The organism is Asticcacaulis aquihabitans (genome assembly GCF_032490435.1).
In the GTDB taxonomy this organism is placed as follows: Bacteria; Pseudomonadota; Alphaproteobacteria; order Caulobacterales; family Caulobacteraceae; genus Asticcacaulis.
In genome coordinates this window covers 296,265-322,325 of the sequence record NZ_JAVGWM010000004.1, presented here as the reverse complement: position 1 = coordinate 322,325, position 26,061 = coordinate 296,265, and the positions used below count along the sequence as shown (strand labels likewise).

At 59.7% G+C, this 26,061-nt stretch carries 21 protein-coding genes and 1 tRNA gene; 13 read left to right on the top strand and 9 right to left on the bottom strand.

Annotated elements, in window-relative coordinates; genetic code table 11:
- Positions 1–43: 43 nt before the first annotated feature.
- Both RCJ00_RS15795 and RCJ00_RS15790 read right to left on the bottom strand, forming a co-directional pair.
- Positions 44–319, bottom strand: coding sequence for a DUF167 domain-containing protein (locus tag RCJ00_RS15795; RefSeq protein ID WP_411267551.1), 276 nt, complete (start codon positions 317–319; stop codon positions 44–46).
- A 7-nt stretch (positions 320–326) separates the two neighbouring features.
- Complete coding sequence (locus RCJ00_RS15790; RefSeq protein WP_316223153.1) at positions 327–632, bottom strand: YggT family protein; 306 nt, start codon at positions 630–632, stop codon at positions 327–329.
- A gap of 139 nt (positions 633–771) precedes the next feature.
- Between RCJ00_RS15790 and RCJ00_RS15785 the strand changes: the two genes are divergently transcribed.
- A tRNA-Ala gene (locus tag RCJ00_RS15785) sits at positions 772–847 on the top strand.
- Positions 848–955: 108 nt separating this feature from the next.
- Here RCJ00_RS15785 and RCJ00_RS15780 read toward each other — a convergent pair.
- Positions 956–2,044 carry an acyltransferase family protein gene (locus RCJ00_RS15780; protein WP_316223152.1) on the bottom strand — a complete coding sequence of 363 codons (1,089 nt, stop codon included), beginning with the start codon at positions 2,042–2,044 and terminating at the stop codon, positions 956–958.
- A gap of 213 nt (positions 2,045–2,257) precedes the next feature.
- Between RCJ00_RS15780 and RCJ00_RS15775 the strand changes: the two genes are divergently transcribed.
- Positions 2,258–2,974 (top strand): SURF1 family protein, encoded by a 717-nt coding sequence (locus RCJ00_RS15775; RefSeq protein WP_316223150.1) that lies wholly within the window; start codon positions 2,258–2,260, stop codon positions 2,972–2,974.
- A 56-nt stretch (positions 2,975–3,030) separates the two neighbouring features.
- Here the strand turns inward: RCJ00_RS15775 and RCJ00_RS15770 are convergent, their stop codons facing one another.
- Positions 3,031–3,489 carry a hypothetical protein gene (locus RCJ00_RS15770; RefSeq protein ID WP_316223149.1) on the bottom strand — a complete coding sequence of 153 codons (459 nt, stop codon included), beginning with the start codon at positions 3,487–3,489 and terminating at the stop codon, positions 3,031–3,033.
- A 325-nt stretch (positions 3,490–3,814) separates the two neighbouring features.
- Here RCJ00_RS15770 and cyoA point away from each other — a divergent pair, with 325 nt between their 5' ends.
- From cyoA to cyoD, 4 genes are read left to right on the top strand one after another with little or no spacing between them, the layout of a single operon-like run.
- On the top strand, positions 3,815–4,921 hold the full coding sequence (gene cyoA / locus RCJ00_RS15765; protein WP_316223148.1) for a ubiquinol oxidase subunit II: 1,107 nt from the start codon (positions 3,815–3,817) through the stop codon (positions 4,919–4,921).
- A 43-nt stretch (positions 4,922–4,964) separates the two neighbouring features.
- The gene (gene cyoB / locus RCJ00_RS15760; protein ID WP_316223626.1) at positions 4,965–6,974 is read left to right on the top strand and encodes a cytochrome o ubiquinol oxidase subunit I; all 2,010 of its coding nucleotides are present in this window, start codon (positions 4,965–4,967) and stop codon (positions 6,972–6,974) included.
- Position 6,975: 1 nt separating this feature from the next.
- On the top strand, positions 6,976–7,632 hold the full coding sequence (gene cyoC, locus RCJ00_RS15755) for a cytochrome o ubiquinol oxidase subunit III (RefSeq protein WP_316223147.1): 657 nt from the start codon (positions 6,976–6,978) through the stop codon (positions 7,630–7,632).
- Positions 7,632–8,060: a cytochrome o ubiquinol oxidase subunit IV gene (gene cyoD, locus RCJ00_RS15750; protein WP_316223146.1), complete on the top strand. Its 429-nt coding sequence runs from the start codon at positions 7,632–7,634 to the stop codon at positions 8,058–8,060. The genes cyoC and cyoD overlap by 1 nt, the downstream gene beginning before the upstream one ends.
- Positions 8,061–8,154: 94 nt before the next feature.
- Here cyoD and RCJ00_RS15745 read toward each other — a convergent pair whose 3' ends face one another.
- Positions 8,155–8,790, bottom strand: a complete 636-nt coding sequence (locus RCJ00_RS15745; protein ID WP_316223145.1) for a TetR/AcrR family transcriptional regulator — start codon at positions 8,788–8,790, stop codon at positions 8,155–8,157.
- A 226-nt stretch (positions 8,791–9,016) separates the two neighbouring features.
- On the opposite strand from RCJ00_RS15745, the gene RCJ00_RS15740 reads away from it, so the two are divergent.
- From RCJ00_RS15740 to RCJ00_RS15715, 6 genes are all read left to right on the top strand, one after another.
- A complete protein-coding gene (locus RCJ00_RS15740) occupies positions 9,017–10,174 on the top strand; it encodes an efflux RND transporter periplasmic adaptor subunit (protein ID WP_316223144.1) in 1,158 nt (385 codons plus the stop codon).
- 67 nt (positions 10,175–10,241) lie between these two features.
- A complete protein-coding gene (locus tag RCJ00_RS15735) occupies positions 10,242–13,418 on the top strand; it encodes an efflux RND transporter permease subunit (RefSeq protein ID WP_316223142.1) in 3,177 nt (1,058 codons plus the stop codon).
- 1 nt (position 13,419) lies between these two features.
- A complete protein-coding gene (locus RCJ00_RS15730; RefSeq protein WP_316223141.1) occupies positions 13,420–14,811 on the top strand; it encodes an efflux transporter outer membrane subunit in 1,392 nt (463 codons plus the stop codon).
- Positions 14,812–14,927: 116 nt separating this feature from the next.
- A complete protein-coding gene (locus RCJ00_RS15725; RefSeq protein ID WP_316223140.1) occupies positions 14,928–15,683 on the top strand; it encodes an ImuA family protein in 756 nt (251 codons plus the stop codon).
- Positions 15,684–15,696: 13 nt separating this feature from the next.
- Positions 15,697–17,133, top strand: coding sequence for a DUF6504 family protein (locus RCJ00_RS15720; RefSeq protein ID WP_316223139.1), 1,437 nt, complete (start codon positions 15,697–15,699; stop codon positions 17,131–17,133).
- A complete protein-coding gene (locus tag RCJ00_RS15715) occupies positions 17,130–20,378 on the top strand; it encodes an error-prone DNA polymerase (RefSeq protein WP_316223138.1) in 3,249 nt (1,082 codons plus the stop codon). Before RCJ00_RS15720 ends, RCJ00_RS15715 begins: the two co-directional genes overlap by 4 nt.
- A 10-nt stretch (positions 20,379–20,388) precedes the next feature.
- On the opposite strand, the gene RCJ00_RS15710 is transcribed toward RCJ00_RS15715, so the two are convergent.
- The 4 genes from RCJ00_RS15710 to RCJ00_RS15695 all read right to left on the bottom strand — a co-directional run bounded on the left by RCJ00_RS15710 (position 20,389) and on the right by RCJ00_RS15695 (position 24,836).
- The gene (locus tag RCJ00_RS15710; RefSeq protein ID WP_316223137.1) at positions 20,389–20,685 is read right to left on the bottom strand and encodes a hypothetical protein; all 297 of its coding nucleotides are present in this window, start codon (positions 20,683–20,685) and stop codon (positions 20,389–20,391) included.
- 157 nt (positions 20,686–20,842) lie between these two features.
- Complete coding sequence (locus tag RCJ00_RS15705; protein WP_316223136.1) at positions 20,843–23,269, bottom strand: TonB-dependent receptor; 2,427 nt, start codon at positions 23,267–23,269, stop codon at positions 20,843–20,845.
- Positions 23,199–24,197: a FecR family protein gene (locus RCJ00_RS15700; protein ID WP_316223134.1), complete on the bottom strand. Its 999-nt coding sequence runs from the start codon at positions 24,195–24,197 to the stop codon at positions 23,199–23,201. Before RCJ00_RS15700 ends, RCJ00_RS15705 begins: the two co-directional genes overlap by 71 nt.
- Positions 24,198–24,278: 81 nt before the next feature.
- Complete coding sequence (locus tag RCJ00_RS15695) at positions 24,279–24,836, bottom strand: RNA polymerase sigma factor (protein WP_316223133.1); 558 nt, start codon at positions 24,834–24,836, stop codon at positions 24,279–24,281.
- 178 nt (positions 24,837–25,014) lie between these two features.
- On the opposite strand from RCJ00_RS15695, the gene RCJ00_RS15690 reads away from it, so the two are divergent.
- Positions 25,015–26,034: a glycosyltransferase gene (locus tag RCJ00_RS15690; RefSeq protein ID WP_316223132.1), complete on the top strand. Its 1,020-nt coding sequence runs from the start codon at positions 25,015–25,017 to the stop codon at positions 26,032–26,034.
- Positions 26,035–26,061 lie beyond the last annotated feature (27 nt).

The following is a 26,061-nucleotide window of genomic DNA, read 5'->3' as shown; positions in this document are numbered from 1 at the left end:
CTCGCAAAGGGCGAACTGGGGATTGGAGGCAACTCCAGTCCCCTTATTTTTTGGGCTCATATGTCGAGGCCAGGCCGTCCAGATCGGCGCCGTCCATCCCATCAATCTCTATCTGTTTCAGCCGTGACGTATCGCCGGACGCCAATGTCAGGCGTGACTTCGGTACCTTTAGGCTCTTTGACAGAAAGGCCAGCAGGGCCTCATTGGCCTTGCCTTCAATAGGCGCGGCCCGCACGCGAACCTTCAGATAGCGGCGGCCCTTGTCGTCCGTGTCCCATCCGTCGATCCGCTCGGCGGCGGCCTTCGGCGTCAAACGCACATATAGCCTAGCCAATGAGCTGCCGCAGGGTTTCAAAAGCGGGCGGCAACAGGAAATTGCGCATCCCCTGAATAACCAGGAAGGCGACGATGAAGCTGATGTCGAGCCCGCCCATAGGGGGGATAACAGCCCGGAAAGGCGCTAGGATCGGCGTCGTAATCCGGTCGAGGATATCCATGATCATGTAGATGCCGCGATTGCGGGTATTGATGATGTTGAAAGCCACCAGCCAACTCAGGATGGCGCTCAGGATCAGGGCCCATATGACGACGCTGAACAGACCGTAAACGATAAATGCGATAAAGTTGGTCATGCCCGCGCGCGCCCCTTGTAATTTCTTAATAGTCGACTGAACTTCTGTGAATATAGGCACTTCCATAGCGGGCGCAAGTTAATGGCTGCTTGACAGGCCGCGAAGTTCGCTTATTAAGACAACTCCTTCCGGAAGGCATGGGGCTATAGCTCAGTTGGTAGAGCGCCTCGTTCGCAATGAGGAGGCCAGCGGTTCGAATCCGCTTAGCTCCACCATTCCTTCCACTATTTTTTCGAACAGTTTGCGCATTTATAGCCGTCAGGTTCGCCTTACGGAAAAGATGCTACGCGATTTACAAGGGCCATATTGCCGTCAATAACGCTCTAAGGTGAGGTCACTTTACGAACCGCCGCTTTGACTTTTTCCGTGTTGGCTTCGGTCATTATTGAAAAGACGTATCCAATAATGACCACCGGAATAGGAAGCGTGAACACAAGCAGCCAACTCGACCAATTGGCTGCCAGTCGGTGTTGCGGCACGATGAAGTTCAGCACAAAAACGATTAGCGGAAAGTGCATGGCATAAAGCGAATAGGACGAGCTGGCGCCGAACCGCGCGACCGGCGACAAAACCTTTGGCATTCGAAGCTTCGCCGTCAGGGCGCAGTAGAGCAATACGGCAAAGCTGATCGCGACCAAGACATTGGCGATCATCTTATGGTCGTTGACAAGATTGGCAATACCCAAGCTCCAAAGGAATATCAGCAGACTCAGACCAAAATGAACACCCCTGGTTTGAATTTTGAGCGGGCGCTTTTCAGCCAGAAAATAAACTACACCGCCGAGTAACCAGATGCCAAAAAGGTGAAGGCCGGGAACGAATGGCAAAAAAGCGAGTGCCGGCAAGATGAAGTAAAGTTTTTTAGATTTCAGCAAAAACCAGAGCGCCGGAAAATAGATGTAGTACCAGAATTCGTAGCTCAAGCTCCACAGAGGCCCATTCGAGCCAAACGTGTTCACCAATAGACGTTGCAGGAAGGCAATGTTGCCAAGGAACGTCACAGGTCCGAGGGACTGGCTGACCGAATTGGTAAGAGAAACCGCTCCTTGCGTGCCATTATACAGGGCCGACGGAAACCAGGTCGTTCCCATAAAATCCAAAACGCCCCCAAATACAAGCGCCGGCAACAAGACAACCCATAGCCTGGTCAATCGAGCCAGCAGATAGTTTCCCCACGAGAAAGTCTCAGCGGTCCGGGTCACACTTCGAATGATCCAAAAGCCGGAAATGACGAAGAAAACAACAACGGCGTTTTCCCCTTGCGTCGTTGCGAAGCTTAGAGCTTGGTTGACAATTCCAGCTGCCAAGGGGCGGTCAATGACTATCTGCTGCACGTGGGATATAACCACAAAAGCGGCAGCGAGTGCGCGTACGACATCGATAAAATCATACTTTGACTGGGAATGCTCCATGCTTTCAGTTTGTTTTGTAAGTATTTAAAAGGAACTTAAGACGGCACCGTATATCTGATCATAGCGCCATAACGCGTGCCAAGGCGCCCGGCCGCGTGAACAGAGCGGCAATGTGACAATGCGGCGGATTGAGATATCTGCCGCCTGTGATAAAGCGAGCAAACCTTTGCCATTTGCCCACGAACGGGCGCGTCTGTCGACAAAGAGGCTCTCATGCGCCGTATTGCTTTCGCTATTCTGCTTATTCTGTCGGTGGCTGGCCTGACCGCGCTGGGTGTTTGGCAATTGCAGCGCTTGGCGTGGAAAACCCACCTTATCGCGCAGGTCAACGAACGGACAACCGGCCCGGCAATACCCGCCCCCGGACCGGGGCAATGGGCAGGGCTGTCGAAGTCATCCGATGAGTATCGTCATGTGACAATAAAAGGGCACTATCTCAATGCGGCGGAAGCTCAGGTCTATGCGCTGACCGAACTCGGCGCCGGTTACTGGGTACTGACGCCGCTGAAGACAGCAGATGGCACAATTGTTTTCGTAAATCGCGGCTATGTGCCGACGGAAAAAAAAGCGCCCGCGACACGGCCGCTCGGTCAGTTGGAAGAAGAGGTTCAGGTAACGGGCCTGTTGCGTATGTCGGAAACAAAGGGATGGCTGTTCTCGCAGGAAAATGATCCCGGTCACGACGCCTGGTATCGCCGCGACGTCGCGGCTATTGCCAGGGCACGGCATCTCGGCACTGTCGCCCCCTACTTCATCGACGCCGACGCCACACCCAATCCTGGCGGATTACCGAAAGGCGGCATGACCGTGGTTCGGTTCCCCAACAGCCATCTTGCCTACGCGCTGACCTGGTTCAGCCTGGCCCTGATGCTGGCGGGCGCGGGCATCTGGTTATGGCGTCGTGGCCCCGGCCCGGTTGGCGACGCGTAATCTCCAAATAAAAAGGGCGCCACGTGGGCGCCCTTTCGTATGGTGATTTGGAAGTTCTAAACCTTGGCGGCTTGTCCGTGCGGAAGATCACTGTACCAGCGCTCGAATGCCTCGTCCTTCTTGCCCAAGATAGCGATATGCAAGCGCTTGAAAGGCTTGCCGGCAACCGTCAGGAACAGCGAAAACATGCCATAGCTTTCGCGCGGCGACATAGCGTCGACGATGGCGGACCGCGGAATCGATGCCTCGATCAACAGCCCCTGGTACTCCAGACGATCCTCGTGAACTTCAAGCTGGCAACGCAGGACGGCCGGAGCGCCGAAAAGCGCCAGGGCAACAGGCACCATGCCCAAAACGATCCCGAAAAACTGCTGAATGACACCATTATGCGCGCTGAACGCGTTGGCGATTTCCCAAATGCCTGCGGCAATTAGTCCCATCGCCGCAACAACTGTCAGAATTCGGACCGTAGGGCCAAACCGATAAATACGTGTAGCAGTCGAAGTCGTCGCCATTACTTTTCTCCTTGGCCAACAAATTAACGCATGCGTCAATTTATCCAATGCTATCCTTAAAGTGAGTTTTTGCAACACCTTATTCAAGGTTCTGACGAATTTTTTATAGGAAATTTGTTTAAGAAACGCCGTTTTTTGACAGTGAGGACAAAAATATTTTCCAAGCGAAGCGCTTCTTTTTTACGCATTTGCGAAAAAATATGTCCTCCCTTGCGACATTTTGACACTTGATGTCAGTGCGTTTTTCCTATTCAGCACACAAGGATCAAAGATGCGGCCGGCCGTGCCGCGCCCGTACGCCCTTGTGTGTAATAGGTTTTATCTCGTGTCTGATTTTGATTTCGCGGCCGCTTTAGCGCGCCGTTTCCGTTTCCCCGAACAACCAAGCCCGCACAGCAATATGCTGCGCCGCAGCATAAAAAGAGGCATGAGCCTTCTGGCGCTTGGCGCTGGAGCCGCTGTGTTAAGTGGCTGCCAAATGGTGATCCTCGACCCGAAGGGCCCCGTCGGCCTCGCCGAAAAGGACCTGATCATCCTGGCCGTTCTCCTCATGCTGATTCCGGTCATACCGGTTATCGTCATGACCCTGTGGTTCGCCTGGCGGTATCGTGCCTCGAACACCAAGGCCACTTACGATCCGGACTTCGAACATTCCAACCGTATCGAAGCCGTGGTTTGGGCCATTCCGACCCTGATCATCATCGCGTTGGGCACGGTCACGTGGATCTCGACCCACGAACTGGACCCGCACGTCAAGGTGCAGGCGGCGGCGCACAAGCCTGACGCCAAGCCGATTGAGGTCGAGGTCGTCTCGCTCGATTGGAAGTGGCTGTTCATCTACCCGCAATACGGCATCGCCACGGTCAACGAGATGGCCATGCCGGTCGGCACGCCCGTCCATTTCAAGCTGACCTCGGCCTCGGTGATGAATTCCTTTTTCATCCCGCAACTGGGCAGCCAGATTTACACCATGACCGGGATGCAGACCCAACTCAGCCTGCGTGCCGACCATGAAGGCGTCTATGACGGGATTTCGGCCAATTACAGCGGTGAAGGCTTCGCCGGCATGAAGTTCCAGGCCCACGCCCTGTCCGACGCGGATTTCGATGCCTGGATCGCAAAGGCCCGCACGTCTGGCCAGGCGCTCGATTCCGCCACCTACCTGTCACTGGCCAAGCCCGGCATGTTCAACCGGCCGACCTATTTCACCTCGATCGACCCGCAACTGTTCCACAAGGTCCTCAACGGCTGCGCCGATGGTTCGCTTTGCAAGGACGACTCCGTCAACCTCGCCAGGATGAAGACACTCGATCCCGACGCCAAATTCTGTGAAGCGCCGGAAGATGCCAAGCAACGCGCCGGCCAAACACCGGTCACGCAGCAAACCCAGTCGAACGTGGCGCTGAACAGCGCCGTCGCCCCCAAGATCTAGTAGAGTGCCAATGCTCACCGCCCCCGCCCATAATATACCCTCCATGTCACCCGACACCCCCTTGCTGAACCTGTTGTTCGGTAAGCTTCGCCTCGACTCCGTGCCTTGGCACGAGCCGATCATCATGGTCGCCGGCGCCGGCATGGTTGGCGCCGCCATCCTCGTCCTTGGCCTGACCACCTATTTCAAGAAGTGGACCTATGTCTGGACCGAATGGCTGACCAGCGTCGACCACAAGAAGATCGGGGCGATGTACATCATCCTCGCCCTGATCATGCTACTGCGCGGCTTTGCGGATGCACTGATGATGCGCAGCCAGCAGGCGCTCGCGTCCGCCGGCGGAGCGGGCTACCTGCCGCCCGAACACTTCGACCAGATCTTCTCGGCGCACGGCGTCATCATGATCTTCTTCATGGCCATGCCGTTCGTCATCGGCCTGATGAACATCGTCATGCCGTTGCAGATCGGCGCCCGCGACGTCGCCTTCCCCTACCTGAACTCGATGAGCTTCTGGCTGACTGCCGCAGGCGCTATCCTGATCAACGCCTCGCTGGTCATCGGTGAGTTTTCCCATGCCGGTTGGCTGGCCTATCCGCCACTGTCGGAACTGGAATTTTCTCCCGGAGTTGGCACGGACTATTACATATGGGCCTTGCAGATTTCCGGGCTGGGGACGCTGTTGTCAGGGGTCAACCTGATTACCACAATCTTCAAGATGCGCGCGCCCGGCATGACCATGATGCGCATGCCGATCTTCACCTGGACCACCCTGGTCGCCAACATGCTGATCGTGGCCGCCTTCCCGATCCTGACCGTCACCCTGGCCCTGCTAGGCGCCGACCGGTATCTGGGCATGCACTTCTTCACCAATGACGGTGGCGGCAATCCCATGATGTATGTCAACCTGATCTGGGCCTGGGGTCACCCCGAAGTCTATATTCTCATCCTGCCCGCCTTCGGCGTGTTCTCCGAAGTCGTCGCGACCTTTTCGCGCAAGCGCCTGTTCGGCTATGACGGCATGGTCTACGCGACCTTCGCCATCGGCATTCTGTCCTTCCTCGTCTGGCTGCACCACTTCTTCACCATGGGCGCCGGCGCCAATGTGAACGCCTTCTTCGGCATCACCACCATGATTATCTCCATCCCGACCGGGGTGAAGATCTTCAACTGGCTGTTCACCCTGTACCGTGGCCGCGTGCGCCTCGAATTGCCGATGCTATGGACGCTGGGCTTCATCATCACCTTCGTGATCGGCGGCATGACCGGCGTTCTGATGGCTGTGCCCGGCGCCGATTTCGTCCTGCATAACTCGGTCTTCCTGATCGCCCACTTCCACAACGTCATCATCGGCGGCGTGGTGTTCGGCTGCATCGCCGGCCTGAACTACTGGTTCCCCAAGACGTTTGGCTTCAAGCTGCACGTCGGTATCGGCAAGGTATCATTCTGGTGCTGGCTGATCGGCTTCTACATCGCCTTCCTGCCGCTCTACGCGCTGGGCCTGATGGGCATGACCCGCCGTCTCGATTTCGTCAACAATCCGGTCTGGCACATCTATCTTATCGTCGCCCTCTGCGGCGCCCTGCTGATCTTTGTCGGCATCATCGCGCAGATAGTTCAGATTGTTTACTCGATCTGGAAGCGCGACGAACTGCGCGACCTGACGGGCGATCCCTGGGATGGCCGTACCTTGGAATGGGCAACGTCGTCGCCGCCCCCCTTCTACAACTTCGCCGTTTTGCCGAAGGTCGGCAACCATGACGCCTTCTGGGACGCCAAGCAGACCGGCACCGCCTACGTGCAGCCGAAAAGCTACGAGCCCATTCACATGCCGCACAATACGCCCACGGGCTTCCTGATCGGCATCGTGAGCGCTGGTCTGGGCTTCGGTCTCGTCTGGCACATCTGGTGGATGGCGGGCGGCGCCCTGCTGGTCATGATCGGCCTTGGCATCGCCCACACCTTTAATGAAAACCGCGACTATTATGTGCCCGCCGAAGAGGTGAAGGCCATCGAAGACGCCCATTTCGCCAACCTGAAGAAGGCGGGAAATTAAGATGAGCAAACCCTCCAACCCCGTCGAAGCTTACGAAAACCAGATCGATTCGGCTTACGACCACAATCCGAACGACACCCATCACGCCGGCGATCACCACGACGAAGGCCCCAAGGTCACCCTCGGGTTCTGGATCTACCTGATGAGCGACTGCATCCTGTTCGCGTCGATCTTCGCGACCTACGCAGTGCTGAAGGACAACATCGCCGGCGGTCCGAACGGCCGCGAATTGTTCGACCTCAGCTATGTCGCGATCGAAACGGCCCTGCTGCTTCTGTCCTCGCTGACCTTCGGCCTGTCCATGATCAGCATGGACGCCGGCAAATTGAAGGCCGTCATCGGCTGGCTGGCCGTAACGGGCCTGCTGGGACTTGGCTTTATGGGCATGGAAATCCATGAATTCATGAAGCTGATCCACGAAGGCGCCGGGCCCAATCGTTCGGCCTTCCTGTCGGCCTTTTTCACCCTGGTCGGCACCCACGGCATTCACGTCACGTCCGGCCTGATCTGGATGGGCGCCATGTTCGGCCATCTTATCCGCCGCGGCCTCACCCCCGCAAACCGTATCCGCATGATGGAACTGAGCCTGTTCTGGCACTTCCTCGACATCATCTGGATCGGCGTTTTCAGTATCGTTTATCTGATGGGAGCCGCCTGATGAGCACACCCCACGTCGCGAAGCCTAAAAAGGCCAAGACCCCGCACACCAAGCCCGTCGATATCGATCAGTCGAAGTCGGAAGTGGCGCACCACGAACACCATGATGACGGCGCCGGTCACGGCACCGTCAAATCCTACCTGATCGGCTTTATCCTGTCAGTCATCCTTACGGGCATCCCGTTCGCTCTGACCATGATGCATATTCTGCCGTCATCGTCTCTGGTGCCCGTCATCCTGGTTCTGGGCGTCGTCCAGATCCTGGTTCACCTCTATTTCTTCTTGCACATGAATGCATCGTCCAGCCAGGTATGGAACAATGCCGCCTTTGTCTTCACCCTCATCATCGTCGGCATTCTGATTGTCGGTTCGATCTGGGTGATGTTCCACCTGAACCACAACATGATGCCAGGCATGGCGCCAATGTAGGCGCTGGCGCCAAAGCCCATACAAAAGAAAGGCCGCGACATCCTGATGTCGCGGCCTTTTTGTTTGCCTTTTCACGTTTAACGGGGCGCTATCTTTAGTCCTGGGGGCCGGCGGGCATGGTGAATAGCACCCGCATCACGTGGCGCAGTTCGGCCAGAAGCGCCTTACGGTCGATAGCCGGATTGGATATGGCTCGGATCATCATGCCGTCGAAGATCATGCCGATAATCTCTCCGCGTGCGGCCATCTGTGCCTCGCTTCCGGCTGGCATCAGTCGGCGGCATAGGCTGCGCCCCAACTCGCGTTCCTGGGTATCGGCATTCTCAACAATCGCGGCAACCCTGGGATTACGCGCGGCTTCAGCCAATACTTCCAGCGCCAGGGCCGCATTATCGCCGGTATATTTGTGCTCGACTGCCATCTCCAGCGTATCGAGCAAGGTGTCGAGCAAGACGTCGTCGGGCAAATTCTCCCATTCGGCGAACTTGGCCCGCATCTCGGCCAGGTCATTGGCAACGATGGCCTCGATTATGGCTTCCTTGTTGGCGAAATAGCGATAGATGACGCCGACGCTCATCTTCGCCTCTGCCGCAATATGTGACATGCTGGCGCCGTGGAAACCCGAACGCCGGACACAGCGCAACGTCGCATCAAGAATATGCTGTTGACGCGCTTCACGATTCTGGCGGGGCTTGGAGCCCTGCGCTTTCAGGGTAGATGGGTTATTCATTCGTTAAGCATTTTCCTTGCCACACAAGGTTCTAAACGATTTTTAATGCGGCAGTACAGTTGACATATATCAAAAAGACGCCTAATGCCAGTTAAATGAGAATGATCGTTCATTCACATTTGTTTGAGCAGCCATGCTGACGCTTATTTGTTAGGATGCAGCGCAAAAAGTTCCGCGTACCTGCTGCACCGCAATTCAAAGCCCGCCAGACCCGGAGACCTCCGTAATGAAATCGTCCCCATTCCTCTTGACGCGCGGCGCCTTGCCCGTGGCCGTCCTCATGGCCGCCGCCATCGGCGTCACTGCCTGCGGCAAGAAGCCGGAAGGGCAGCCCATGGGCGGACCGACCGATGTCGGTATCGTGGTCGTCGCTTCGACGCCCGTCAATCTGACAACTGTGCTGTCCGGCCGGACCTCCGCCTATCTGGTCTCGGACGTACGCCCGCAGGTCGGCGGCATCATTAAATCGCGCCTGTTCACCGAAGGCAGCTATGTCAAGCAGGGGCAATCCCTGTACCAGATCGACCCGGCGCCTTTCCAGGCACAGTATGCCAGTGCGCAGGCCGCGGTGGCCCAAGCCAAGGCCGGTCTGACCACAGCGCGCCTGAAAGCAGAGCGCTACGCCGAACTGGTCAAGATCAATGCCGTGTCAAAGCAGGATAATGACGATGCACAGGCTGCGCTGGCGCAGGCCGAAGCGGCGCTCGCGTCTGCCAATGCCGCGCAGCAGACGGCCAGCATTAATCTCAACTACACCAAGGTCATCGCGCCGATTTCCGGCCGTATCGGCAAGTCGTCCGTAACGCCCGGCGCACTCGTCACCGCGTCCCAGGCCACCGAGCTGGCCCGCATCCAGAACATCGACCAGATCTATCTCGATATCAACCAGTCGGTAAACGAACTTATGGCTTTGAAACAGGCCACCAGTTCCGGAAAGATCGGCGAAGCTGCGACGGCGGATGTCGAGCTGATCCTGGAAGACGGCAGCGTCTATCCAGTCAAGGGTAAGCTGCAATTCTCCGACGTGTCAGTGGATGAAGCCACGGGCACGGTCACGCTTCGCGCCGTGTTCCCAAATCCGAACGGTACGCTGCTGCCCGGCATGTACGCCAAGGCCCGCATTGTCTCCGGTATGGTCAGCAACGGCATCCTCGTGCCTCAGCCCGCCGTCACCCGCGATCCGAAGGGCAATGCCCTCGTCATGACCGTGACGCCGCAAGGCAAGGTCGCCCCGCGCCCCATCAAGACCGCCCAGACCGTCGGCGACAAGTGGCTCGTGACCGAGGGCCTTCAGCCCGGCGACCGCGTCATTGTCGAAGGATTGCAAAAGGTTCGCCCCGATGCCCCCGTCAAGGCGACCGTTCTCGGCGCCGCTGAAAAATAATCACAGACTCCGGTCCCAACGCGCCCAATCGGGTGCGATCTGAAACCTGTTCCGCAAGGACACTGCCATGATCTCGCGTTTCTTCATTCATCGGCCCATTTTTGCATGGGTGGTGGCCATCGTCATCATGATGGCGGGGCTATTGTCCATCGCCAATCTGCCGATCGCCCAATATCCTCAGATCGCCCTGCCGCAGGTCTCGGTCAGCGCCCTCTATCCTGGCGCCTCGGCCAAGACGGTCGAAGACTCGGTGACGCAGATCATCGAACAGCAAATGAAGGGCATTGACGGCCTGCTCTATATGACTTCGACGTCGGATTCGAGCGGCTCGGCCAGCGTGACACTGACCTTCAAAGCGGGAACCGATCCCGATATCGCTCAGGTTCAGGTTCAAAATAAACTTCAGTCGGCAACCCCGCTCCTGCCTCAGGAAGTGCAGCAGCAGGGCCTGACCGTGGCCAAGGCGTCCAGCGGCTTTCTCATGGTCGTTGGCCTGTATTCGGATGACACGAAAGTCACCGGCGAAGACTTGGGCGACTACATGTCTTCGACCCTGGTCGATCAGATCAGCCGCGTCAACGGCGTCGGCACCATTCAGAACTTCGGCGCTCAGTACGCCATGCGCATCTGGCTCGACCCCTCGAAGCTGAACAGCTACAGCCTGACTCCGAGCGATGTCATGGCCGCAATCCGCGCCCAGAACACCCAGGTGTCGGCCGGTCAGCTCGGCGGGTTGCCTGCCGTCAAGGGCACCGCCCTTAACGCCACCATCACCGCCCAGTCGCGCCTGACCAATATCGATCAGTTCCGCAAGATCATCGTGAAGGATTCCGCCGGCGGCGCCGTCGTTCACCTGGAAGACGTGGCCCGGCTTGAACTCGGCGCCCAACAATATAGCGGATCCGTCAAGTTCAACGGCCGTCCGGCTACGGGTGTGGCCATCAGTCTGGCGACAGGTGCCAATGCGCTTGACACTGCGAATGCGGTCAAGGCCAAGATGGAGCAACTGCAGAAGAACTTCCCGAAGGGCTATCACTATGTGGTGCCGTTCGACACGACTCCCTTCATCCAACTGTCGATCCATGAGGTCGTCAAGACGTTGATCGAGGCCGTCGTTCTGGTCTTCGTCGTCATGTTCCTGTTCCTGCAAAACTGGCGCGCCACCATCATCCCGACCATCGCCGTGCCGGTGGTGCTGCTTGGCACCTTCGCCGTCCTGGCCGCCTTCGGCTATTCGATCAATACCCTGACCCTATTCGGTCTTGTGCTCGCCATCGGTCTGCTCGTTGACGACGCCATCGTCGTTGTCGAAAACGTCGAACGCGTGATGCACGAAGAAAAGCTACCGCCGCTCGTCGCCACCATCAAATCGATGGACGAAATCACCGGCGCCCTGATCGGTATCGCGCTTGTCCTGTCGGCCGTGTTCATTCCCATGGCTTTCTTTGGCGGCTCGCAAGGCGTGATCTATCGCCAGTTCTCTATCACCCTGGTTTCGGCCATGGCCCTGTCGGTCGTCGTGGCGCTTGTCCTGACGCCGGCTCTGTGCGCCACGCTGCTTCGGCCATCGGATGCGGAACATTCGCAAAAGAAGGGCTTCTTTGGCTGGTTCAACCGCAATTTCGACCGTGCCGCTAACGGCTACCGCAATACCGTGCGCAAGATATTGGGCCAGTCGGCGCGTTACATGGCCGTGTTCGCCGTAATCGTCGGCCTGATGGTGCTGCTCTTCACCCGCATCCCCACCTCCTTCCTGCCCGAAGAAGATCAGGGCATCCTGTTCACCATCGTCCAGTTGCCGCCCGGCGCCACCGAGGAACGTACGCTCGGCGTCCTCGATCAGGTCCAGAAGCACTTCGAGAAGGACCCGGCCGTCGAATCGGCCTTTACCGTCTCGGGCTTCTCTTTCTCGGGCCCCGGTCAGAACGCGGGCATGGCCTTCGTCCGCCTCAAGGATTTTCATGATCGGAAAGGGGCCGACCTCAAAGCCTCTGCGGTCGCCGGTCGGGCTATGGGCGCCTTCAGCCAGTTCCGCGATGCCATGGCTTTCGCCATCGTACCGCCGGCTGTGACCGAACTGGGCAATTCGTCCGGCTTCGACCTCCAGTTGAAGGATGTCGGCGGTCTCGGTCACGAAGCTCTGCTTAACGCCCGTAACCAGGTGCTCGGCATGGCCTCGCAAAACCCCAGCCTAGTCGCTGTGCGTCCGAACGGCATGGAAGACACGCCTGAGCTCAAGATCGAGATCGATCAGACCGCGGCCGGCGCCATGGGCGTCAGCCTGGCCGACATCAACGCCACCCTGTCGACGGCAATGGGTGGGGCCTATGTCAACGACTTCATCGACCGCAACCGGGTCAAGAAGGTCTATATCCAGGCCGATGCGCCCTTCCGCATGAAGCCTGAAGACCTGAACCAATGGTATGTCCGCAACGATAAGGGCCAGATGGTGCCGTTCACAGCCTTCGCCACCTCGCACTGGGAATTCGGCTCGCCACGTCTGGAACGCTATAACGGTGCTCCTTCCATGAACCTTCAGGGCATGGCCGCGCCGGGCAAGTCTTCGGGTCAGGCCATGGCTGAAATGGAAAAGATCATCGCCTCCCTGCCGCCTGGCATCTCCTATGAATGGACCGGCCTATCGCTCCAGGAAAAGCAGTCCGGCGCAGAAGCCCCGATGCTGTACGCCCTGTCGATCTTCGTCGTCTTCATTCTTCTGGCGGCGCTATATGAAAGCTGGTCGATCCCGATCGCCATCGTCATGGTGATCCCGCTCGGTGTGCTCGGCGCGCTTGCCGCCACCATGCTGCGCGGACTGTCCAACGACATCTACCTTCAGGTCGCGCTTTTGACCATCATCGGCCTGAGTTCGAAAAACGCCATCCTGATCGTGGAATTCGCCAAGCATAACCACGAAAAAGGCATGAGTCTGATCGACGCCACCCTGGAAGCCGTCCGTGTCCGCCTGCGCCCGATCATCATGACCTCGCTGGCCTTTACCTTCGGCATCCTGCCCCTCTTCTTCGCCAATGGCGCGGGGTCGGGTAGCCAGAACGCCATCGGCACCGGCCTAGTCGGCGGTATCCTGTCGGCGACTCTGCTGGCCATCTTCTTCATCCCGCTCTTCTTCGTCATCGTTGAAAAGATCTTCAAGGCCGACGAAAAGCATCTGAAGAAAATGGCGCTCGAGCGCGAAGCCATGGCCATGCTCGACAAGCCCGACACCGACAGCAAGGGACACTAAGATGACCGCATTCGTCAAAATCACCCTGCTCGGCGCCGCCAGCGCGATCGTTCTGAGCGCCTGCACGATGTCACCTCGCTATGAACGCGGTGCCCTGCCCGTGCCAAGCCAGTTCCCGACGGCGGTCACCGCCACCGGCGCATCGGCCGACACCCTGCCCTGGCGTCAGGTCTTCCTCGATCCGCGCCTGCAAGGCGTCATCGATCAAGCCCTGACCAACAACCGCGACCTGCGGGTTGCAATCCTGAACGTCGACAAGGCGCGGTCGCAGTACCGCATCCAGCGGGCCAGCCTGTTTCCGGCTGTGAACGCTACCGTTGCCGGCAGCCGCGGCAATACCGGTACGGTCGACACCAACGGCAATCCGGTCGGTACGACCGAAGCCTACTCCGCCTCGGTCGGCGCTTCGTGGGAAGTCGATCTGTTCGGCCGCGTGCGGTCGCTCAACCAAGCCGCCCTGCAAAGCTATTTCGCCGTGGCCGAAAATCGAAAGGCGGCACAGATCAGCCTGATTTCCGCCGTTGCATCGGCCTGGCTCAACCTGGCCGCCGATCAGGAGCAATTGCGCCTGTCGCAGCAAACCCTGCGCCTGCGCGAAGAAAGCCTGAACCTGACGCAAAAGCGCTTCGATGTCGGCGCGACAGATCAGATGATTCTTCGCCAGACCCAGGTGCTGACTGAACAAGCGCGCGCCGATGTCGCCAGCCTCACCGCCACGGTACAGCAGGACAGGAACGCCCTGCGCCTGCTCGTTGGCGCGGAAGTGACGCCGGATCTTCTGCCCGACGCCTTCCCGGATAATGCCGTGCTGGCCAATCTGCCCGTCGGCGTACCGTCGGACATTTTGCTGAAGCGGCCGGACGTGATGGCGGCGGAATACAGCCTCAAGTCGGCAAATGCAAATATCGGTGCCGCCCGAGCGGCGTTCTTCCCTAGCATTTCGCTTACGGCCAGCGCCGGCAAGGCCTCCAGCGACCTGGGCAAGCTGTTCGATGGGATCGATACCTGGACGTTCGCCCCGTCCATTTCCGTGCCGATCTTTGCCGGTGGCGCAAATGCCGCCAATCTGTCGGCCAGCAAGACCAGCCGCGACATCGCCGTGGCCCAGTATGAAGGCGCGATCCAGTCCGCCTTCCGCGATGTGGCCGACCAGTTGGCCACCCGCGCCACCATCGACGATCGCCTGACGGCCCAGACGCGAGTCGTCGAGGCGGCAACGGACAGCAATACCCTGGCCCAGGCGCGCTTCGATCGCGGCGTCGATTCCCGGTTGACCCTGACCGATTCCGAACGCACTCTGTACAGCGCGCAGCAGCAATTGATCAGCATTCGCCTGGTTCGCACCTTGAACCTGATTAATCTCTATGCGGCGCTCGGTGGCGGCCTGAACTAGCTCCGCCCCACTTCTCAGGGCAATGAGTCGAGACGTTAACAAACGTCTTGACTCTTGCGTCATATGAGAACAAAAAGTGAACAATATGCCGAAGAACTCGGTGAGGATATTGTTCCATGTTGAAGCCTGTTCCTAGCGACCTTGCACACCTGCGCCAGCATATCGCAACGCTGGACGGCAGCCTGCATGCGTCCGGCGCCCTGCCGTTCGGCGTTGACGCCATAGATCGTCACCTGCCGGGCGGGGGACTGGCGCTGGGCGCCGTTCATGAAATCGCGGGGCGGGACGGCGGGGGTGTCGATGCGGCGGCCGCGGCCCTGTTTGCCGCCGGCATAGCCGCGCGAACACACGGTCAGATCCTGTGGTGCGTAACCCAATCCGATCTGTTTGCACCGGGCCTGGCTCAGGTCGGGCTGACGCCAGACCGGGTGATCTATGTCGAAGCCCGCGATGAAAAGTCGGTTCTGGCCTGTTGCGAGGAAGGTTTGCGCCACGGCGGCGTCACAGCCGTCGTAGGCGAAGTGGCGAAACTGTCGATGATGGTGTCTCGGCGGCTGCAACTGGCGGCGGAAGCGTTCGGCACCCTGGGCCTCATTGTGCGCCGCTGGAAACAGGAAAGAGGCGCGGCTGATTATGGCCAGCCGACAGCGGCGACCACCCGATGGCGCATTTCGGCCACCCCTTCCGCGCCCTTGCCGGTCGCTGGCATTGGACGGGCGCGCTGGCATCTGGAACTGCTGCGATGCAAGGGCGGCCATAGCGCCGAATTCGATGTGGAGGCGTGCGATGGCAAGACTTGTCTCGCTCTGGCTGCCCCGCTGGTCCACCGACCGGCTCAGGCGTCAGATGCACAGTTGCGCGCCGCCTCCTGAGGGGCCGCTTATCTTGAAAGGAACGGACGGCCGACGTCGCGTGGTCGTCGCCGTGGATCGCGCGGCGCGGCAGGCGGGCCTGTATCCCGGCATGGCGCTTACCAAGGCGCAGGCACTCGTGGCGGGTCTGGCCATCCACGATGCCGACCCTAAGGCCGATCGCGACGGGCTGGAGCGGCTGGCGCAATGGGCGCTGCGCACCTTTTCCCCCCTTGTGGCTGTCGATCCACCGGACGGTCTGGTGATGGATGTGACCGGGGCGGCGCATCTGAAAGGCGGAGAAGCCGCCCTGCTGGACGGGCTGATTCAGGCCCTGGCCGCGCAGGGTATCGAAGCGCGCGCCGCCTTGGCCGGTACCTGGGGGGCCGCGCATGCCCTGGCCCGCTTCGGCCCCGGTTCATCCGTCATCACCGCCCCCGGCGAAGAGGACAAATGCCTGCCCGGTCTGCCCATCGCAGCCCTGCGCCTGCCGGGGGACACCGTGCATAGCCTGAGCCTCCTCGGCTTTCAGATCGTCGGAGACCTGGCGGCCCAGCCACGCGCCCCCCTGGTCCATCGCTTCGGGCCTGATATTGCGCGGCGACTGGACCAGCTTTTTGGTCGCCTGAACGAACCCTTAGATCCCGTACACCTGCCCGACATCACGGAGGTCACGCGCGTGTTCGCCGAGCCCATAGGCGCGCCGGAAACTCTGGCGCGCTATACGGGCAAGCTTACAGCGCAGATATGCGACCGGCTGGACAGTAAAAACCTCGGAGCAACGCAACTCGACCTGATGTTTCATCGTGTCGATAACCGCATTGAAGCCGTGCGCATCGGGATGGCCCGCCCGGTACGCGATGCCGCCCGCCTGACACGCTTGCTATGCGACCGGCTGGAAACCGTCGATCCCGGTTTCGGCGTCGAGCGCATGCGCCTGGTCGCCACGGGTGCCGAGCCGCTGGCGTTAGCGCAGAGCAGCACCCTCGATACGCCGGGCGATACTGCCGGTGCGGGCCTGTCCAGCCTGATCGATACGCTTAGCAACCGCATAGGCGCCGAACGCATTTATCGCCTGTCCCCGGCCGAAAGCGACGTACCGGAACGGTGCGCGCACCGGCTGTCTCCCCTGGCGATTGAGAACACCCAAGCAGACATCTGGCCCCAACACTGGCCGCGCCCGGTTCGCCTGTTCGCCCGACCAGAACCGATAACCACCCTGGGTCTTCTGCCCGACTATCCGCCGCGGGCTTTCACCTGGCGCGGCGCGCGTCATCAGGTCATCGCCGCCGACGGCCCCGAACGCATCTTCGGGGAATGGTGGAAACGCGATCCGGAAATCCACGCCGTACGCGACTATTTCCGGGTCGAGACCGAGGCCGGGGCGCGGTATTGGCTGTTTCGCTCCGGAGATGGCGAAGGCCATAGGACGGGCACGCGCGGCTGGTTCATGCACGGAGTTTTCGCATGACCGCATTCCCGGCGCATCCCTATGTCGAACTCCAGGTGACGACGCACTTTTCTTTTTTGCGCGGCGCCAGCAGTTGCATCGAACTGTTCAAAGAGGCGCAGGCGCTCGGCCTGGACGCCTTGGGTGTGGTGGACCGCAACTCGGTCGCCGGTATCGTTCAGGCCTGGCAGGCGGCAAAGGAAACGGGCGTACGCCTGATCGCCGGTTGCCGGCTCGACCTGCGCGATGGCAGCGCGCTTCTGGTCTACCCGATGGACAGGCCCGCCTGGTCGCGGCTGTGCCGCCTGTTGTCGCTCGGCAAGCGACGGGCAGGCAAGGGTAAGTGCGATCTGGACTGGGACGATGTCGAAGCCTTCGGCGATGGGCTGATCGCCGTGCTTGTGGCCGATGCGGCCGATGCGGTGTGTGCGCGAAACCTGCGCCGTCTGGCCGCCATCTTCGGCGACCGCGGCTATATGGCCCTGACCCTGCGCCGCCGCCCCAATGATGCCTTGCGCCTCCATGACCTGACCCAGTTGGCAAGAGAGGTCGGCGTGCCGACCGTGGCGACCAATGACGTCCTGTTCCACGTGCCCGACCGGCGCCTGCTCCAGGACGTCGTGACCTGCATCCGCCACAACTGCACCATCGACACTCTCGGCTTTCGCCGCGAACGCCATGCCGACCGCTACCTGAAACCGCCTGAGGAGATGGCGCGGCTATTCAACACCTATCCGGACGCCATTGCCCGCAGCCGCGAAATCCTGGACCGCTGCACCTTCGATCTGGGGGAGTTGCAGTATCAATATCCTGACGAAAAATCCCATACCCACCTGACACCGCAGGAGACTTTGGAAAAGTTCGTCTGGATGGGCGCCATCGCGCGTTACCGGGACCCGCAACAGCATCCGTTCGGCATGCCTTTCAAGGTAATCACGCAATTGCGCCATGAACTCGGCCTCATCGCCGAGATGGGATACGCCAACTACTTCCTCACCGTCCATGCCATTGTGAATTATGCGCGGTCTCAGGGCATCCTGTGCCAGGGACGCGGGTCGGCGGCCAACAGCTCGGTCTGCTATGTCCTGGGCATTACCGAACTGGACCCCACCAAATACGATCTGCTGTTTGAACGGTTCATTTCAAAAAACCGCAACGAACCGCCCGATATCGACGTCGATTTCGAACATTCCCGGCGTGAGATCGTGATGCAGTGGGTATTCGATACCTATGGCCGCGACCATGCGGCCCTGGTTTCGGTCGTCACCCGCTATCGCGCGCGGGGCGCCCTGCGCGATGTCGGCAAGGCGCTGGGGCTCCCCGAAGACCTGATCAAAGCCCTGTCGCGGGAATATAACCATTGGGTCGGCAAGATCGACGAAAAGAACATGAAAGGCCTGAACCTGAACACGGTCGACCGGCGTATCCGGTTGACCCATGAACTGGCCAGGCTACTCGAAGGTGTGCCGCGTCACCTGTCTCAGCACCCCGGTGGTTTCGTGCTCACGCGCGACCGGCTGGACGAGCTGGTGCCAATCGAACCGGCCGCCATGATCGACCGGCAAGTCATCGAATGGGACAAGGACGATATTGACGCTTTGAAGTTCATGAAGGTCGATTGTCTGGCGCTCGGCATGCTGACCTGCATGCAGATGAGTTTTGATCTGCTTCGCCGCCACAAGGGCATAGACATGTCCATGCCGGCCATTCCCGCCAATGACACACCAACCTACGACATGATCTGCAAGGCGGATACGATCGGTGTCTTCCAGATCGAAAGCCGGGCACAGATGTCGATGCTGCCGCGCCTGCGGCCGCGTAAATTCTACGACCTGGCCATCGAGGTCGCCATTGTGCGCCCCGGCCCAATTCAGGGCGACATGGTCCATCCTTACCTGCGTCGCAAACATGGGCTGGAACCGGTTGACTACCCCAATGACGAAGTGAAGCACATTCTGGGCCGGACCTATGGCGTGCCGCTGTTTCAGGAACACGCCATGAAGGTCGCCGTCATCTGCGCCGGTTTCACCGCCGATGAGGCCGACCACGTGCGGCGCAGCCTGGCGACCTTCAAGAACACCGGCGGGGTGAAGAACTTTCGCGACAAGATGATGAAAGGCATGATGGAGCGCAACTATACGCAGGCATTTGCCGAACGCCTCATCAAGCAATTGGAAGGTTTCGGCTCCTACGGCTTTCCCGAAAGCCACGCCATCTCCTTCGCCATGATCGCCTACGCCTCCTCATGGATGAAGTGCCATCACCCGGATGTCTTCTTGTGCGCCCTGCTCAATGCCCAGCCGATGGGATTTTATTCGCCGGCGCAACTGGTCCGAGATGCCCGCGACCATGGCGTTGAGGTGCGGCCGGTCTGTGTCAACCGTTCGCGCTGGGACTGCACGCTTGAATCCACCGGCGCGCCTGGTGCGTTCGCGGTGCGACTGGGCTTGCGCCTCATCAAGGGCCTGTCCAATGTCGATGCGGCGCAATTGATCATGGCGCGCGCCGATACCCCGTTTGGCGATGTGGACGCCGTATGGCGGCGCAGCGGCTTGCCTGTCTCAAGTCTGGTTCACCTGGCCGAAGCCGACGCCTTCCTGCCGGCACTGGGCAAACCGCGCCGTGAGGCCTTGTGGGCGCTGAAAGGATTGCGCGACACGCCCCTGCCTCTGTTCGATAGCACGCCGTCCACGGAGCCGGCCGTACATCTGAAGCCCATGACTGCCGGCAGCGAGGTGGTGCAGGATTATGGCCATGTCGGCCTGTCGCTACGGCGCCACCCGGTCGCTTTCCTGCGCGGAGATCTTGACGACCGCGGCGTTCTCACCTGCCGGGCAGGTACAGCGCTTGAAAATGGCTCAACCGCTATTGTGGCCGGCATGGTGCTGGTCCGGCAAAGGCCCGGCACGGCCAAGAATGTGACCTTCATGACCATCGAGGACGAAAGCGGTGTCGCCAATATCGTCATCTGGAGCAGACTATACGAAGCTCAGCGCAGTCTTATTCTGACCGCACGGATGGTGGCGGTAAGCGGTCAGATCCAGAAGGAGGGCGAGGTAGTGCATCTGGTCGCAACGCGCCTGACCGACTTGTCGGAAGAGCTCGACAGCGTCAGCGACCGCGACGACGGCTTTTCATCACCGCCCCTGCGCGGTGATGATTTCCGTTATGGCGAACCCGGACCCGACCCGCGCACGCTGAAGCGTACGGGCAGCCGCGCGGCGCAATCGCCGGTCATTCTGGTCCGGTCTCGCGACTTCAAATGATCACAGACGGTTAGGCCACTTCCGGTTCATGCGCGTCGATCCTGTCGACCGTCCAGTTGGAGCTGGTTCCCGGCAACCGCGTCACGGGTCCATCCCCGCCGCGCCACGGCCGGCATACCAGGCGTTTTCCATTCATGATCAGATATAGACCCGTCACGTCAAAGCGATCCACCAGAGCCTCCGCCGTTTTACCGGATGGCAGACCGATATCGAGTATGTCCCGGTGCCTGAGCACGCCGGTATGGATGCTCAAGGTCATGGCGGGCAAGACATTATCGCTGATCGTTACAGCACGGTGCCGTTGCATGGCGTTACTCCCTAAAATATCGTTAATTTCGCGACTTCACCATATTCGGCCATCAGGAATCAATGTGGCTTTGGGCCGGGTGATCTCATCGGCGATCCTTTGAGGCTCAATATCCCGGAGCCGTAGTCGCGTCTGTTGTGCCGGATTAGACCCCGGTTCAGAAGTGTCCCGTAACCGCCAGCCACAGAGTCCGCGGCCGAAGTGGAGTGATCTGGTTGCCGGAGGCAAACGGATTACCGTAGGCGAAGCTGTTGCTCTGCGCGCCTGTGGCGTTGGTAACGCGCGCTGACACGGTATATCGGCCGATATCCGCAGACGAAGTCAGCTCCAGATTGGTATAACCGCGCATCCAAGTGGTCTGGGTGATTGGATAGTTAAGCGGAGACCGCCCCCGATATGCCAGAATGGCGCTGTGACGCAGGACCAGCCCCTTCAGGCTTTGGCTCCATTGTGCGTTCAGGCTGCCGCTGGCGCGTGACATATAGGGCATGCCGCCACCGGCGAGCTTTGGGAACAATGGATTGACCCGATCGAGCCTTGGGTCGTTATATTGGCCAATCAATTGCAAGGTCAGAGCGGGCAAAGGGCGCCACTCCGTATCGAATTCCACGCCCATATTCGATCCGTCACCAATATTCAGCGTGATCGGAAGTCCGGTCGCGCGCAACTGATCGCTCTGTATATCCGTCCAGTCCGCCTTGAACACGGACAGATTGACACGCCAGTGGTTGTCGACGGTGTGATATTTGACACCCGCTTCACGATTGCTCAGCTTGTCGCCGCGATAGGCGGGTGAAACCGCCGTCGTAATCAGTGTGGTGGTGTTGAAGCCGCCTGTGCGAAAGCCATTCGACGACAGGGCGTAGAGAAGCAGGCGGTCTGACGCCTGGTAGCTGACCATCAGTTCATGCGACACGGGCGTGGCCGACATATCGTCTTCTATATGCCCTTGCGGCCTATAATTGACGAGCCGGACATTGCTGATGCGGCTGTCGGTTTCATGACCCGACCGCTGGATGCGCAAGCCCGCAGACAGGCTCCAGCGCGGCGTCACGTCATAGGTCAGGCGACCGAACACGGCTACGTCGCTGATCCGGTCCTTTCGCAATTCATCGTAAAGGGTATGCTTGGTGTAAAAGTCCGTCAGGTGCGGCGTGAAGACCTCGTCGCTGCGCGCAGCGAACACACCTGCCAACCAGCGAAAGCGCTGATCCGAGCGCGACACCAGACTGGCGTCGAGAGACGACATACGAAAAAACTGATCTTCTTCAAAATAAAGGATGCCTGAATTCGGTATGGAGACGTAACGTCCCACCGGCTGAGCATCATAGCCGCTGCGAACCTTATGCCTAAGCTGGTTGAAGGTCACCTTCAACGTACCGATGTCCATATCCTTGGTCAGACCCAGGGACAGATTGTTGAACCGGTTGTTGTGCGGCTCCGTCAGAGAAACCGGCCGCCGGTAAGGGCCGCGCTGCCCCATGACGTACTGGCTGTTGGACGAGGTGAGGTTCTGCAGGACGGCGGTGGCGTCAAGCCGGGTATCCGGCGCTATCTGCCATGTCAGCATAACCCGGCCGCCACTGCGTTCGGTGGTATTGGTCGCCTGTCTTGACGGGTCGGGGGCGGCCTGCGTCCCGCTCGACGCGCCCGGCTGGGGAATGCCATCGCCCTTTATGAAACCACCGGTCTTTTCTTCGTATAAGGCAACTCGCATTGCGACTTGGTCCTTGATCAACGGCAGATTGACAACGGTGGTGGCGCGCCACGACTCCTTGCCATGTTGGGTAAACCCAACAGCGGCCCCTACCTCGCCTTCGAACAGGTTCAGGCGCGGCTTCTGCGTCACCAGGCGTACAACGCCGGATAAGGCGCCCTGTCCGTACAGATTACCCTGCGGTCCCTTCAACACCTCGATACGCGCCATGTCGACCAGCAACAGGTCCGGATCGGGCGCATTGTAGGTGATCGGCGCGTCGTCCAGATACAAACCCGTCGTCGATTGCGTGCGCCCGGTCAGCACACTATCGGACAGGCCGCGCAACAGGATCTTGTCACGCCCCGGCCCCAGATTGGTGATCATCATACCGGGGACATGCGCGGCAATAAGCGACAGGTCCGTATCGTTGCCGGACAGTAAGGGCGGCGCCACCACATTGACGGCCGCCGGCGTGCGGGCGGCACTTTGCTGACGACGAACGATTACGACAGCGATATCCTCATCCGCCAGTAAGCGCGGCTGAACCGGCCGCGTTGGCGAAACCGGCCTGACAACCGGCTTTGCCTTGGGGACGAGCCGAAAGGTAACCGCATCAATTGGCTGGACGTCGCAGGCACTGTCCTTAAGCAGCCGTCTCAAGGCCTGATAGGAACTAAACCTGCCTTTCAGGGCCAAGGGCTTGGCGGAGCAGGCAACGGGATCGACGCCACCAATAGACAATCCCCGGATGGCGGCCAATTCAACGAGGGCTGCCGGCAAGGGCTTGGCCGCTATATCGAGATTTGGAACGCGCTCAGCCGCCCCTGCCGCTGTCGCCAGAAGCAGAGCCGGTATCACTACGACGGCTGAGATAAATGGCTTCATTGGAAACGCGAACTTCGAGCGGTAGGAACTCCCCCAGGCGCCCGGCAACCGCAGTCTGCGAATCGAGGGTCACGATCATGTTCAGCCTCAACTGTCCGACAGCGGGGTCAACGATTATCGGCTTATCGTAATACCGGTTCAGATCCTTGACGACCGCGGACAGCGGCTGATTTCTATAGATAGCATGGGCCGACTGCCACGCAAAGGCCTCTTGCAGATCGGCCTTGTCGAAGCGATTTTGACCGCTCGCCTCATCATGCGTGCCCATGTCTCCAGCCTTCAGGTTGCGAGCCTGGCCGCGCGACATCAGTTCGACCTCGCCTTCGCGCACGTCAACGCGGGTCACCCCGTCCAAACGCGACACATTGAATTGCGTGCCGATATCGGTCAGCTGCGCATCGCCGCTCTTGACGACAAAGGGATGGGCGTCGTCATGAACGACGGTCAAGGCAATTTCACCCTTTTCCAGGGTCAGGGTGCGCTGTGCACCGATATGGGCGCCGATACGGGCAACGACACGCGTATCCGTGTTGAGCATGAGATGGGTGCCGTCCGTCAGCACCACATCCTTGCGCTGCCCCTTGGCGGTTTCATAGGCAGTCGCTGGCACCTGGGTGACGACGAAAATCGCGGCCAGTGCGGCCGCCATAAGGGTTGCGCCACCGCCGAACCAGGCCAGGTAAGCCTTTCGGCCGACCGGCCGACGCACGATTGACGTGAAGGGATCGGCGGGCATGACGGGGTCGACCTCCGGTGCATCCAGGTCTGCCCACAGGAGGAGCGCCTCGCGATACGCATCGGCATGACGGGGCGACGCCGCAACCCAATCGGACAAGGCTATGATTTCGGCCTCGCCGATGGCGCCGCCCATGGCCTTTACGACCCAATCGGCGGCCTGTGCCTCGATATCCGTGTCTAAATCCGACATATAAAACTTGCCTCTTTGTATGGAAGACACTTCAGGTACGCATACCCCGTAACCAAAACAACCAATTGTAATAAGAACTGCTTATTGTAAATTTCGACTTCGGTTGAGCGCGAGAAGGTGTTTTAGCGCCCGGCTCAGATGCTTTTCGACCGAACTGATGGACACGTCCATTCGTTTGGCCACCTCAGGCTGCGTCAACCCATCAAACTTGTGCAAGCGGAAAATCGCCTGCGTCTTTTCCGGCAAGGTTGACAAAGCCGCCATGACCGCGCGCAACTCCTGCCGCGCCGCCACGACCGTTTCGGCACTGGGCGTCGCATCGGCATCCGGCAGGTGTTCGGCTTGTGGATGCAGGTCGCGCCAGGCCGTGTCGCGGACACGATGACTGTTTTCACCGCGCAGGCGATTGAGGTACATATTGTTGGCCATCCGGAACAGGAAGGCCAGGGGCTCACGAATTTCGGTGTGAATGTCCTGCGTGCTGAGCTTCAGGTAAATATCCTGCAACACATCTTCCGCCACAGACTCATCGCCGCACAACCGCACAAGAAAACGCAGAAGCACTTCGCGCTTGGCGAAATAAGTCTCTGACAGGATGCGGTTTTCCGGCAATTCTACACTCTCTGAGAGGATAGGCACATATAGCGCCGTCTTGACATCGGGAGCAAGGGCACAGCTGGCGCCGCAAATAAATTCATCGCGTTGACTTTTTGTTTACCTCCACCGTGAGGGACCGCCCGCGCAGCCGTGTCTTATTATCGGAGGCGCCGTGCACCGGGGATGCGGTGTCTCCACCTAATAGGGTTGGGGACTTGGTATGCGTCTGCTGAACATCATGATGACTCCCGTAAAAGGGGGCGACGGCCTCATGGCCATGCACTACCACGAGGCGCTGAGCGCAGAAGGATTCGACGTCCTGAGCATCGGCGAACCCACGGGCATGTTGACCGAGGCCACGTCCAGCCACGGGTTCAGGCCCATTCACATGCACTCCCTTTACGACCCCCTGGCTGCGCTAAAGCTGGCCGGGCTGAACCGCGAGTTCCGTCCGGACTTCGTTATCGCCCACGGCAATCGTGCCGGCCGCCTGTGCATGTTGCCTTTCACCGGGACGCAAAAGAAGCTGGTTCAGGTTCTGCATACGCCCAGCTACAAACCCCACCTCAAGCAGGCCAGTGCCGCCCTGTGCATCAGCGAACATGTCCGTGACGGCGCGCGCAAGGCGTTTCCGGATCTGAAAGTGGTCGATATGGCCAACTTCTCTCACCTGCGCACACTGCCCGTAAAAAACACCACCGCCGCACGCCCGACCATAGGCGCCATGGGCCGCCTCCATGCCATCAAGGGCTTCGATGTCCTGATCCGCGCCGCCGCGCAGTTGCGCGCCGCCGGCCAGGCGTTCCGCTTGAAGATCGCCGGCGACGGTCCGGAGCGCCAGAATCTGGAAGCCTTAGCCGCCGAACTGCGCCTGGGCGACTGTGTTGAATTTTGCGGATGGGCCGCCGATCCGATCCAATTCTTGTCGGATGTCGATCTGTTCGTGGTGCCGTCGCGTTATGAGTCCTTTGGCCTGGTGGTGATCGAAGCCATGGCCGCTGGCGTCCCCGTCGTCGCCTCGGACACCGAAGGCCCCCGCCAGGTGCTCAAGGCCGGCCAGTTCGGCGCGCTGTTCAAGAACGAGGATGTCAATGCCCTGGCCGCTGCCGTCGGCTCCATCTTTTCCGACTGGTCGTCCTGGCGCAACCAGGCCCGCGCCGCGCAAGCCTATGCCATGGATGCCTTCGGCTTCGATTCCGGTCGCCGCCGCCTGCGTACAGCCATCGAATCCCTAGTCTGATCGCGTCGGATCCCCGTTGACAGGCGC